Origin of the sequence: Nonomuraea ceibae (assembly GCF_019396325.1) — a bacterium.
Lineage (GTDB): Bacteria > Actinomycetota > Actinomycetes > Streptosporangiales > Streptosporangiaceae > Nonomuraea > Nonomuraea ceibae.
Window position 1 is genome coordinate 45,144 of the sequence record NZ_JAHKRO010000035.1, and the last position, 12,083, is coordinate 57,226.

Genomic DNA, 12,083 nt, shown 5'->3' on the forward strand with positions numbered 1-12,083 from the left:
CGTCAAACCGGCCGCGTCACCGGGGATCGGCGAGCAGTTCGGCGACCGTGACGAACCGGTAGCCGTCGGCGCGCAGCCCTCTCACCACGCCGGCGATGGCCGCGCGGGTCTCGCGCCCGCTCCCGTACCAGGGGTGGAGCAGGATGATCGAGCCCGGCCTGACCTGCTCGCGGACCAGGGTGACGATCTCGGCGGCGGCAGGGGTGGCGCCGGAGTCGGGCTCCACGTCCCACATGACGGTGACGCGGTCGTGCCCGGCCAGGTAGAGCGGCAGCGTGAGCAGCTTCTTGCCGGTCGGCGGCCGGAACGGGATGTCGCCCCGCTCCCCCGCCTGCCGGATGAGCGCGTCGGTCGGCTCGATCTCCGCCTCGACCGTCGAGGGCGGCACGAACACCATCCGCCGGTGCGTGAACGTGTGGTTGCCGAGCTGGTGCCCGGCCGTGACGAGCGCCTTCCCGTGCTGCGGCCACGCGCGCAGCTGCGACCCGACGACGAAGAAGGTGGCGCACGCCTTCTCGGCGGCGAGCACGTCGATGATCTCCTGGGTGTGCTCGTCGGGCCCGTCGTCGAACGTCAGCGCCACGACCTTCTCGCCCGTCTCGACCCGGTCCACGAGGCGTCCGGCCAGCTGGAACGTCCGCGCGTTCATGACCAGGTAGCCGCTCACGGCGACGAGCACCAGCAGCGCGACGGCGACCGCAAGCGCCCTGCGGGTCCGGGATGCGTTCATGAGTGCAGCAGTGTAATCAGGGGCTGACCGCTTTGATCGGTTATGTGGAAGAGTGGGCTTCCCGATGGACATGATCGGACACCACCCCGGTAAGCGCTTGCCCACGGACGCCGAAGGGACTCGAGTGACAGAAGGACGACGGCCACGGGCCCTGCTGGTCATGGACCCCGCGCACTTCCGCGTGCAGTTCCAGGAGCCGCAGCTACGCCGGTTGCGCGCCCTCGCCGAGGTCGCCGAGCCGCTCCCGGTCACCGGTTTCGGCGACGAGCGGGTGCGCGGCCTGCTGCGCCGGACCGAGGTGCTGATCACCTCGTGGGGCTGCCCGCCGCTGACCGCCGAGGTGCTGGCCGACGCCCCCGAGCTGCGCGCGGTCTTCCACTGCGCGGGCACGGTGCGCCCGTTCGTCACCGACGAGGTGTGGCGGCGCGGCATCCTCGTCACCAACGCCGCCGACGTGAACGCGATCGCGGTCGCCGAGTTCACGTTCGCGGCGGTCATCTTCGCGGGCAAGAAGGCCCCGTTCCTCGCCCAGGACGCGCGCAGGCACCGCGACGACTGGTCCTACCTGGAGCGGCGCGGCGAGCTGTCCAACCGCGAGCGCACGGTCGGCATCGTCGGCTTCTCGCGCACCGGCCGCCGGGTCGCCGAGCGGCTGCGCGCCCTGGAGGTCGACGTGCTGGTGGCCGACCCGTACGCGGACGCCGGCGAGGTGGCGGCCGCGGGCGGCCGGCTGGTCCCGCTGCCCGAGCTGCTGCGCGGCAGCGACGTGCTCACCCTGCACGTCCCCGCGCTGCCGGCCACCCGCCACCTGATCGGCGCGGCGGAGCTGGCCCTGCTCCGGGACGGCGCGACGGTCATCAACACCGCACGCGGCTCCGTCCTCGACACCGCCGCCCTGGAGCGCGAGTGCGGCTCCGGGCGGCTCCACGCGATCCTCGACGTCACGGAGCCGGAGCCGCTGCCGGCCGATTCGCCGCTGTACGACCTGCCCAACGTCATGATCACCCCGCACGTCGCCGGGTCCCTCGGGTCCGAGACCCGGCGGATGAGCGAGAGCGCGCTCGACGAGCTCGAACGCTACCTGTCCGGGCGGCCGCCGCGCGCGGCCGTCACCGCCGACGACATCGCGGTGAGCGCCTGACCCCCGGGACCGGCTCGCGCGGCGCCGTCGCCCCCTTGACGTTCGCCGGGCGTTGACCTCGCCTTCAGGCTGCCGTCGCCGCGACCGGCCAGGATCGCCGCGCAGCAGTTCGTCGAAGGAAGTAGTGGCACCATGCGTAGCGCGATCCTGTCCACCCTGGCGATCGGGGCCCTGCTGGGCTCCGGGGCCGTCGCCGCCCCCGCCGCAGCCGGCACGTCGTCGTCGTGCGCCGGCGCGCCGCGCACGCCGGTGACCTCCGGGGCGGTGTTCAGCGAGCCGGTGGGCGGCGACCCGGTCGCCATCGTGAGCAGGCTCTGCGACCTGGTCCGCCAGACCCCCGCCGGGGCCGGCATCAGGATCGCGCACTTCGTCATGTCGGGCACGGCCGGCAGCGAGTTCGCCGCCGAGCTGCTCAAGGCGCACGAGCGGGGCGTGCGGGTGCAGGTGGTGCTGGACGGCGACGCGCGCGGCAAGGCGGTGGCCGAGCGGCTCGCCGCCGTCCTGGGCACGGACACCTCGGCCGCCTCGTTCGCGCACGTGTGCTCCGGGCCGATGTCGGGCGGCACCGCCGCCTGCGTCGGGGACAAGGGGCAGCACAACAAGTTCTACCTGTTCTCCCGTACGGGAGGCGCGTCCGACGTGGTCGTGCAGTCGTCGGCCAACCTGACGAACCTGAACTCGACCACGTACTGGAACAACGCCGTCGTGCTGGCGGGCAACCGGCGGCTGCACGAGGCGTACGCCTCCTACTTCGCCGACCTGGCCGCCGAGCGGAAGAGCCTCGACTACGACCGGGTCGTGCGGACGGGGGCGGCGGGCGGCTCGGTGCGGGCGCACTTCTTCCCCAGCGCCGAGGGCGACCCGATCGTGGAGGCGCTGGACGGGGTCTCCTGCCGCGACGGCGCCCCGATCCGCGTCGGCATGTCGGAGTGGGACGGCTACCGGGTCGCGATCGCCGAACGGCTGGCCGAGCTGGCCCGCGAGGGGTGCACGGTGCAGGTCGTCGCGGGCGTGCTGGACGCGGAGGTGGAGGCGGCGCTGCGCGCCGAGCCGAGGATCGAGCTGCGCACGCTGAGCTCCGGCAGCGCGCTGCCCGGCCGCATCCACTCCAAGTACCTGCTGGTCGACGGCTGGGTCTACACGGGCAGCCACAACTACAACCAGACGTCGCTGCGCCGCAACGACGACACCCTGCTGCGGCTCAACAACAAGGCGATTCACGCCCAGTTCGTGGCGAACTTCGACAGGATGCGCGCCGCCGCCGCGTCCTAGCCACCTGGGAGTCACGTGGCTCTCAACAGTTGGTCATGACGGTCAGTCAGATTCGGCTCATCGGCCGCTCCCGAGTACGAGGAGATCCATGTTCCGACTCGCCGGCTTGATCGTCATGACCGTACTGGCCCTGTTCCTCACCCCCGCGACGGCGGCCTCGGCGGCCCCGGTGGCCAACGTCGCCCATCGCGGCGCGTCCGCCTACGCGCCGGAGAACACGCTGGCGGCCTTCCGGCTGGCCGCCGAGCTGGGCGCCGACGCGTTCGAGCTGGACGTGCGGCTGACCCGCGACGGCCGGCCCGTCCTCATGCACGACGCCACGCTGGCCCGCACCACCGACGCCGAGCGGGTCTTCCCCGGCCGGGCGCCGTGGCGGGTGGGCGACTTCACCCTGGACGAGATCCGCGAGCTGGACGCCGGGTCGTGGTCCGGGCGCCGCTTCGCCGGGGAGCCGGTGCCCACGCTGCGGGAGGCGCTGCGCGAGATGAGCGGCAGCGGGCTCGGCGTGCTGGTGGAGGTCAAGGAGCCCCGCCTGTACCGGGGGATCGAGGCGCGGGTGGCCGGGGAGCTGCGCCGCTCGTGGCGGGGCCCGCTGGTGGTGCAGTCGTTCGACCACGGCTCGATGCGCCGCTTCCACGACGTCATGCCGGAGGCCGCGATCGGGCTGCTCGGCACCCCGCCTGCCGCCGAGCTGGACGGGCTGTCGGAGTTCGCCGACCAGGTCAACCCGCCGTACGGCGGCCTGACCCGCGACTACGTGCGGCTCGTGCAGCGGCACGGGATGCGGGTGTTCGCCTGGACGGTGGACGACGCGGCCGCCATGCGCCGGCTGGTCGGCTACGGCGTGGACGGCATCATCACCAACCGGCCCGACGTTCTCGACGCCCTTTGACGGGTAGCCGGGACGGCATGGCGACAGAGCAGGATCCCGATCACCTCCGCCCGGAGGGCATGTCGGACGAGACGGTCGAGGCACTGGGCGCGCTGAGCGAGGCGCTGGAGACGACGCACCGGGCGCGGGGCCACCTGTACGCGTGGCACCAGCTCACCGGCAGCGCCGACGCCCGCCTCGACCGGGCCGTCGAGCTGCTACGCCGGACCGGGCACCAGGAGCTGGCCGACCGCGTCGAGCGGGAGCTCATCGGGCTGAACGTGATCGACGGCCGGTGGACGTTCCAGGTGGTCGAGGAGTACGACGCGCTGTACTACGCGGCCTTCCAGGAGATGGAGGCGCACGTGCGCGATCGGCTGGCCGGGGGCCGCCGCCACGTCCACGAGGCGGAGATGAAGCAGCGCAGGCGCACGCCGGGTCTGCCGGGTCACGAGGCGGCACCGTAAAGGCTTCCCGCAGGTAACCGATAACCCCCGAAACCCAACCAAGTGTTGACCACTCGGTAACAAGTGGTGGATAACAGGTGTCGGCAGAGGCAGTAAAACCGCACTGGCTCGGAGACGCCGATGACGAGCGAGGCATCTCCCGCGCTGGTGGGCCGCGACGCGCACCTGCGAGCGCTCATCGGCGCGATCACCCGTCCGCCCGCCGTGGCCCTCGTCCAGGGCGAGGCGGGCATCGGGAAGACCCGGCTGGTCCGGACGGCCGTCGACCGGCTGGATCCGGACCGCCACACCGTGCTGCTCGGGCACTGTCACCAGATCCGCGAGCCGTTCCCGTACGGGCCGGTCTTCGACGCGCTGCGGCAGATCGGCGGCGCGCTGCCTGGCCGGGACCGGCTCAACCCGGTGACGGGGGCCGTGGGCGGCTACCTTCCCGAGCTGGCCGGGCACCTGCCGCCGGCTCCGACGCCGCCGCCGCTGGACGACCCGCGCGCCGAGCGGCACCGGCTGTTCCGCGGGGTGCACGCGCTGCTGGCCGTGGCCGCGCCCGTGGTGCTGGTCGTGGAGGACCTGCACTGGGCCGACGACGGCACCCGTGACCTGCTGCGCTTTCTCATCGGCCGGCCGCCCGAGGGGCTGGCGCTGGTGGTGACGTTCCGGCGGGAGGATCTGCCGGTGCCGGGGCTGCCGTTCGGGCACGCCTACCGGCACCCGCCCGACGTGACGAGCGAGGTGATCTCGCTGACGTCGCTCGACGTGGCGGGCGTACGGGCGCTCGCCGGCGAGCTGCTGGGCGGCGCCCCCGTGACGGCCGGGTTCGCGGCGCGGCTGCACGAGCGGACGGCCGGGGTGCCGTTCGTGATCGAAGAGGTCGTGCGGTCGCTCCAGGAGCCCGGCGACGAGGAGGCGCTGGACCGGATCGCGGTGCCGGTGCTGCTGCGGGAGGCGATGGCCGAGCGGCTGGCCGGCCTGTCCCCCGCCGCCCTGCACGCGGTGCAGGCCGCCGCCGTGCTGCGGCTGCCCGCCGACGAGTCGCTGATCGCCGCCGTGTCGGGCTCCGGCGCCGCCGCCCACGGGCTGCGCGAGGCGCTGCGGGCCGGGGTGCTGCTGGAGCGGCCCGACGCGCTGTACGGGTTCCGCCACGCGCTGGCCCAGCAGGCGGTCTACGACGCGATCCCGGGCCCGGACCGGCGGCTGATCCACGGCCGGGCGATGGCCGAGCTGGCCGGGCTGGACCCGCCGCCGCTGGTGCAGCTCGCCTACCACGCGCGGCGGGCGGGCGAGCTGGCGGCCTGGCGGCGGCACGGCGGGGCCGCCTCGGAGCACGCGGCGGCGGTCGGCGACGTGCCGCTGGCCATCGAGGTGCTGGAGGGCATGCTGGCCGACCCGGCGCTGCCGCCCGACGCCCGGGGCCCGCTGGCGTTGCAGCTCAGCCGCGTGGCCGCGATCGGCCTGTCGTACCGCAGGTCGGTGCGGCTGCTGCGGCACCTGCTGTCGGACGACTTCCTGCCCCGGCACGTACGCGGCGAGGCCAGGCTGAACCTGGGCGTGCTGCTGTCGAACCAGGCGGGCGCGGTGGCGGAGGGCCGCAGGGAGGTGCTGGCGGCGCTCGCCGACCTGGAGGACCGGCCGGGCGTGGCGGCGCGCGGGCTGGCGCTGCTGGCGATGCCGTCGTGGGGCGGTGAGCCGCTGGCCTGCCACGAGAAGTGGATGGCGCAGGCCGAGAGCCTGCTGTGCTCGGCCGACGACCCGGAGCTGCGCACGGCGGTGCACGCCAACAAGGTGTCGATGGCGATGCTGGTCGGCGCGCCGGACGCGTTCGAGCTGGCGGAGACGCTGCCGGAGGGCGCCCGGTCGGCGGCGGCGCGGCGGCAGGTGGCGCGCGGCTACGCGAACCTGTGCGACGCCGCGGTGGCGCTCGGCCACTACGGCGAGGCGGCCAGGTTCGCCCGCGAGAGCAGGCGGGTCGCCGAGGAGAGCGGCGCCCTCTACCCGGTGTGGCTGGTGGACGTGTCGTCGATCCGGCTCGACTGGCTGACCGGCCGCTGGGAGGGGCTGCGCGAGCGGGCGGCGGCCGTGGTGGAGATGACGTCGGAGGTGCCGATGCTGGCGGCCGACGCCCGGCTGGCCCTCGGCATGCTGGCGATGGCGACCGGCGAGTGGGAGGAGGCCGCCTGCCACCTGGGCGCGGCCGGGCTGCAGGACGTGGACTCGGCGTTCCTGCCGGTGGCGGCGGCGGCCTCGGGCGGGCTGGTGGAGCTGCACCTGGCCCGTGACGCGCTGGAGGGGGCAGTGCGCGAGGCGGACCGGGCGGTGGCCCGGCTGCGCCGCAAGGGGGTGTGGGTGTGGGGCGACCAGCTCGTCCCGGCGGCGGTGGCCGCGCTGCTCAGGTCGGGCCGCCGGACGGACGCCGAGGCGCTGGTGGCCGAGTTCGCCGACGGGGTGGCGGGCCGTGACGCGCCGTCGGCGCAGGCGGCTCTCGGCTCGGCGCGGGCCCGGCTGGCCGGTGAGCGCGGCCTGTTCGAGGAGGCGGCCAGGCTGCACGCCGGGGCGCGGGCCGCGTACGAGACGATGCCGCGCCCGTACGCGGCGGCGCGGGCGGCGGAGGCCGAGGCGGAGGCGCGGCTGGCGCTGGGGGCGCGGGAGGCGGCGGCGCAGATCATCGCCGACGCGGCCGAGCGCTACGCGGTGCTCGGCGCCTCCCACGACGCGGCGCGCTGCCGGCACGCGCTGCGGGAGATCGGCGCGAGCGCGCCGCGCCGGGGCCGCAGGGGGCGCGGCGGCGTGCTGTCGCCCCGGGAGGCGGAGGTGGCCAGGCTGGTCGCGTCGGGCCGCACCAACCGGGAGATCGCCGAAGTGCTGTTCCTGTCGCGCCGGACCGTCGACACGCACGTGGCCAGCGTGCTGCACAAACTCGGCGTGCGCACCCGCAACGAGGTGGACCCGCCCCCGTGAGGGCACAGGGGAAGGCCCCGGCCGGGGAGGGGGTGCCGGCCGGGGCCCGAAGGCGGAACCGCTAGACGGTGATGCTCCAGGAGTCGAGGAAGCCGGTGTCACCGGCGTAGACGTCCTCGACCCAGAGCACCCAGGTGCCCGCGGCCTGCTGACTCACCGGGACGGAGAACGTCCGGGTGCCGTACGGCGTGCAGGAGGTGCCGCCGTACCTGTCGACCGCGTACCAGGTGCCGTTGGGCCCGCGCAGGTAGATGTCCAGGTCCTCGGCACACGTGTGGTCGATCGTGATGGAGAGCCTGACCGGCGAGGCGGCGGTGCCGCTCGCCGTGGACGAGACGGGACTCTGCACGTAGCTGTAGTCGTAGATGCGGTAGTCGGTGCCGTTGGTGAAGGTCCGGCCGCCCGAGCCGCCCTCGACGGTCAGCGCGTAGCGGACCGTCCGGGTGGCCGTCTCGCCGGTGCCGGTGACGGTGATGCTGTAGTCGCCGGCCGGCGTGGTGGCCGAGGTGGTGATCGTCAGGGTGGAGGAGCCGCCGGAGGTCACCGAGGCCGGGTTGAAGCCGGCCGTGGCGCCCTGCGGCAGGCCGGAGGCGGACAGGTTCACGGTCTGCGGGGTGCCGGCCGTGGTCGTCGTGCCGATGGTGGTGGTGGCCGCCGAGCCCGCCTGGACGGTGCCGGAGGCGGGGCTGGCCGAGACCGAGAAGTCCCGGTCAGGGGTCTCGCCGCCGACCGCCTGCTTCCAGACGGCGTACATGGCGGCGTCGGAGGCCCGGTCGAGGATCGTGTCGTTGATGTTGGCGCTGGTGTCGCAGGCGGCGTGGTAGCAGGAGTCGTACGCGCGTCCCGACTGGCCGCCCCACTTCGAGGCCTGCGTCGCCGTCTTGGTGGCGCTGGCGCCCGCCGCGACCCCGGAGCTGGCGATGCCGGCGTTGCGGAAGGAGGCGTCGTCGGAGCGGTTGGCGCCCTCGACGTTCTCCTCCGGCCGCAGGTTCAGGCCGTCGTAGAACTCCTTGAGCGGGGCCGCGCCGGCGGTGGTGATGTTGTTGATGAAGTAGCCGCCGTTGGGCGAGCCGACCATGTCGTAGTTGTAGTAGACCTGGATCTTGGCCCGGTCGGCCGCGCTGAGCCGCGAGACGTAGAACTCCGAGCCGTTCAGGCCCTGCTCCTCGTCGGTCCACCAGCCGAACCTGACGTGCTTGGCCAGCTGCGGGTTCTCCCTGGCCAGCGTCAGCGCGACCTCCAGCAGGGCGCTGGAGCCCGAGGCGTTGTCGTTGATGCCGGGTCCCGCGCTCACGCCGTCGAGGTGCGCGCCGGACATGATGACCTGGTTGTCGTCACCGCCCGGCCAGTCGGCGATCAGGTTGGGGCCGGAGCCGCTGGTGCAGCCGGAGGTGCACGCCTGCCGGACCACGGTGTAGCCGGCCTCGCGCAGCTTGCCCTCGACGTAGGACACCGACGCCGTGTAGCCGGGCCCGGTCGACCTGCGGTTCCCGCCGTTGGAGGTCGCGATCGACTGGAACTGCGTGATGTGCGCCTTGACGTTGGCCAGGCTCACGTCCGGCACCTCGACGGGACCGCCCGGGCCGACCGTCAGCGTGAACGTCGCCGTGTGCGTCGCCGACCCGCTCCCGGTCACGGTGATCGGGTACGTGCCCTCCGCCGTCGAGGAGCCGACCGACAGGGTCAGGGTGGAGGAGTTGCCCGAGGTCACCGACGCCGGGTTGAAGCTGGCCGTGGTGCCGCTGGGCAGGCCGGTGGCCGACAGGTTGACCGTCTGGGAGCTGCCCGAGGTGGTCTGCGTGCTGACCACGGTCGTGGCCTGCTGACCGGGCTCGGCGCTGCCGCCGGCGGGGTTGAGCGCGATCGAGAAGTCGTTGCCCGGGGTGCCGCAGGCGGGCTCGCCGGACTGCGCCGGCACGCTCACCGCGTTCCACGCCGCCTTGGTGGTGTTGCAGGCGGCGCTGTTGGCGCCGAACAGCTCGACGGCCGCCGCGACCGACGCCGAGCGGACGTTCACGTACCGCCAGGAGGAGGTCTTGCGGCCCAGCGCGCTCATGAAGATCTTGCCGGCGTCCTGGATGCCGATGCCGGTCACCGACGAGGGGCCGCCGGAGCAGATCGGGCTGGACGGCTTGCCGCCGCCCGGGTTGCTGCCCTCGGCCAGCAGGTAGAACCAGTGGTTCAGCGGGCCGGCCGCCGCGTGCACCTCGGTGTTCGGGATCTGGTTGCTGTAGCAGTTCGGGTCGTTGAGCAGGCCCGGGTTGTACATGTTGCGGATCGGGCCCTGGCCGACCAGGTCGACCTCCTCGCCGACCAGGTAGTCCGGCGGGTCGTTCGGGTTGTTGGCGTAGTGCTCGGTGAGTGCGCCGAAGATGTCGCCCGTCGCCTCGTTCAGGCCGCCGTTCTCGTTGCCGGACCCGGCGCCGCCGGGCGTGGTCTGGAAGATGGCGTGGCCGAACTCGTGCGCCACCACGTCGATCGGCGTGGCCTGCCGGGTGTTGGCCTGGTTGTGGCCGAAGTTGGTGTAGCTGCCGTTCCAGTAGGCGTTGACGTCGTTGAGCCCGACGCGGGCGGGGAAGCCGCCGCCGTTGCCGTTGATGCCGTTGCGGCCGAGCCAGTCGCGCAGCATGTCCCACTGGCGCTGCACCCCGTACAGGGCGTCGACGCAGGCGGTCTCCAGGTTGGTGCCGGAGCCGTTGCCCCAGCTGTCGTCGGTGCCGGTGTAGGCGGAGCCGTTCTGGCCGCCGCACCGGATGCCGGGCCTGCTCGTGTCGGTCATCGAGTACGAGCTGCCGGAGCCGCTGGTGGCGATCGTGACCTGGCCGTAGTAGTAGCCGTTGCCCGTGCCGGCGCGGACCACGTCGTAGGAGTCGGCGACCTCGCCGGTGACGGCGTCGACGAACACGTGCTGGATGCTCGGCTTGCCGCCGGCGATGCCGGAGACGACGGCTTCCCAGGTCAGCCTGGGCTTGTCGCCCCAGGCGAGGACGACCAGGCGCGGGGCCCGGGTGTCGTCGACGCGGGAGAGCTTGGTCCTGGCGGTCTTGAGCGCCTCGGCCGCGCTGACGGTCGCCTTGGTCGGCACGTCGGCGCCGGTGGGACCGGACGCCGCGACCGTGTCGCGGACGCGGCCCGCCCCGTCGGTGACGACGACGGCGTCGCCGCCGACCATCGGCAGGCCCTTGTACGTGCGCTCGTAGGCGACGTAGAACATCTCGTTGGCGCCGGCGGTGACGCCCACCCGGCGGTAGGCCTCGTCGGGGCCCTTGACCAGGTTGTCCAGCCCGCTCTGCACGGCCTGGTCCGCGACGGCCGCGGCCCGGGACTCGGGGTCGGCCACGGCCGCCGCCGCCAGGCCCTTCTGGGCGCCGGGCGGCTTGGCCTCGACCGGCAATGCCGACAAAGTCAGCGAGGCGGCCGTGGTGATGCCCACGGCCGCCGCCACTAAAGCTTTGCGTCTCACGATGGGAGGCTCCTTTCGGATTCTTCCCATGGCAGAGCCGCGCCTTGTGGGCACATGCGGTCGCCCTGCCGGGAAGTGGGGGGTGAAAGCGAGCGTGTCGCCTTGTCGTGTGACGCTAGGCGTTACCCGGAGGCGGGGAAATACGTATGTGCCTCCGTACGTATACCGATGTTTCGATCAGCGCTGGTCAGGAGGCCGCGCCGAGGAAGCCGTTCTGCTCCAGCCAGTCGGCCGAGACCTTCTTCGGCTGCTCGCCGTCGACGTCCACGCGGGCGTTGAGCTTCTGCATCGTGGCGTCGTCCAGCTTGGCGATCACCGGCTGCAGCACCTTCTCCAGCGCCGGGTGCTTCTTGTAGAGGTCGTCCTTGATCGTGACGGCGGCGTTGTAGACGGGGAAGAACTTCTTGTCGTCCTCCAGCACCGTCAGGCCGAGCGCGGCGATGCGCCCGTCGGTGGTGAAGACCTCGCCGAAGTTGCAGGTGTCGCCCTTGTCCGTCTCGGTGTAGACGACGCCGGTGTCGAGCAGCGCGATCCGGTCCTTGGGGATCTTCATGTCGTACGCCTTGGACAGGCCGGGCAGGCCGTCGTCGCGGGTGGAGAACTCGGTCTCGATGCAGATCGTGACCTCCTCCGGCTTGGTCCTGGCCAGCTCGGCCACGTCCGAGACGGTCTTGACGCCGAGCTCCTGGGCCTTCTCGGTGCGGATGGCCAGGGCGTAGGTGTTGTTCAGCGGGGTGGGGCCGATCCAGCGGACGCCATTCTTCTCCAGGTCGGCACCGGCGGTGGCCTTGAACTGCTCGGCCGGGTCCTGGATCGGGGTGGTGTTCTTCAGGTGCTCGATCCAGCCGGTGCCGGAGTACTCCCAGTACAGGTCGATCTCGCCGGCCATGAGGGCCTTGCGGTTGGTGACGGTGCCGCCCAGGTTGACCTTGTCGACGACCTCGGCGCCGTGCGCCTTCAGCAGTTGCACGGCGATGTTGCCGAGCATGATGTTCTCGGTGAAGTCCTTGGACCCGACGACGAACGTCGCGCCCTCCAGTTCGTCGCCCGCGCTGGACGCCTCGACGGCGTCAGTGGAGCCGCAGCCCGCGGCGGTCACGGTCAGGGCTGCGGCGGCGAGCAGGGCGAACGTCTGGCGAAGGGGACGGGAAAGCATGCAAAGACACCTCTTGCTTGGTGAATCAGGC

8 protein-coding genes are annotated in these 12,083 nt (G+C 73.0%); 5 read left to right on the top strand and 3 right to left on the bottom strand.

The features are described 5' to 3' along the window. Positions 1-16 precede the first annotated feature (16 nt). Positions 17-730 carry a polysaccharide deacetylase family protein gene (locus KME80_RS22370; RefSeq protein WP_219508013.1) on the bottom strand — a complete coding sequence of 238 codons (714 nt, stop codon included), beginning with the start codon at positions 728-730 and terminating at the stop codon, positions 17-19. Between the two features lie 124 nt (positions 731-854). Between KME80_RS22370 and KME80_RS22375 the strand changes: the two genes are divergently transcribed. The 5 genes from KME80_RS22375 (at position 855) to KME80_RS22395 (ending at position 7,433) form a co-directional block, all read left to right on the top strand. Then, positions 855-1,871 carry a hydroxyacid dehydrogenase gene (locus KME80_RS22375; protein WP_308125882.1) on the top strand — a complete coding sequence of 339 codons (1,017 nt, stop codon included), beginning with the start codon at positions 855-857 and terminating at the stop codon, positions 1,869-1,871. A 132-nt stretch (positions 1,872-2,003) separates the two neighbouring features. Beyond that, positions 2,004-3,143: a phospholipase D-like domain-containing protein gene (locus KME80_RS22380; RefSeq protein WP_219508015.1), complete on the top strand. Its 1,140-nt coding sequence runs from the start codon at positions 2,004-2,006 to the stop codon at positions 3,141-3,143. Positions 3,144-3,231: 88 nt separating this feature from the next. After that, entirely contained in the window at positions 3,232-4,035 is an 804-nt protein-coding gene (locus KME80_RS22385; RefSeq protein ID WP_219508017.1) for a glycerophosphodiester phosphodiesterase, read from the top strand. Positions 4,036-4,052: 17 nt separating this feature from the next. Next, positions 4,053-4,481 carry a hypothetical protein gene (locus KME80_RS22390; RefSeq protein ID WP_219508019.1) on the top strand — a complete coding sequence of 143 codons (429 nt, stop codon included), beginning with the start codon at positions 4,053-4,055 and terminating at the stop codon, positions 4,479-4,481. 120 nt (positions 4,482-4,601) lie between these two features. Continuing rightward, positions 4,602-7,433, top strand: coding sequence for an ATP-binding protein (locus KME80_RS22395; protein WP_219508021.1), 2,832 nt, complete (start codon positions 4,602-4,604; stop codon positions 7,431-7,433). Between the two features lie 61 nt (positions 7,434-7,494). Here KME80_RS22395 and KME80_RS22400 read toward each other — a convergent pair whose 3' ends face one another. Both KME80_RS22400 and KME80_RS22405 read right to left on the bottom strand, forming a co-directional pair. Continuing rightward, positions 7,495-10,896 carry a M28 family peptidase gene (locus KME80_RS22400; protein ID WP_219508023.1) on the bottom strand — a complete coding sequence of 1,134 codons (3,402 nt, stop codon included), beginning with the start codon at positions 10,894-10,896 and terminating at the stop codon, positions 7,495-7,497. Between the two features lie 187 nt (positions 10,897-11,083). Then, entirely contained in the window at positions 11,084-12,052 is a 969-nt protein-coding gene (locus KME80_RS22405; RefSeq protein WP_219508024.1) for a glycine betaine ABC transporter substrate-binding protein, read from the bottom strand. Positions 12,053-12,083: the final 31 nt, after the last annotated feature.

Excerpts from the sequence above, each read along its gene's own strand:
- KME80_RS22385 (WP_219508017.1), top strand. The coding sequence starts at position 3,232 with ATGTTCCGACTCGCCGGCTTGATCGTCATGACCGTACTGGCCCTGTTC.
- KME80_RS22380 (WP_219508015.1), top strand. The coding sequence starts at position 2,004 with ATGCGTAGCGCGATCCTGTCCACCCTGGCGATCGGGGCCCTGCTGGGC.
- KME80_RS22395 (WP_219508021.1), top strand. The coding sequence starts at position 4,602 with ATGACGAGCGAGGCATCTCCCGCGCTGGTGGGCCGCGACGCGCACCTG.
- KME80_RS22405 (WP_219508024.1), bottom strand. The coding sequence starts at position 12,052 with ATGCTTTCCCGTCCCCTTCGCCAGACGTTCGCCCTGCTCGCCGCCGCA.
- KME80_RS22390 (WP_219508019.1), top strand. The coding sequence starts at position 4,053 with ATGGCGACAGAGCAGGATCCCGATCACCTCCGCCCGGAGGGCATGTCG.
- KME80_RS22370 (WP_219508013.1), bottom strand. The coding sequence starts at position 730 with ATGAACGCATCCCGGACCCGCAGGGCGCTTGCGGTCGCCGTCGCGCTG.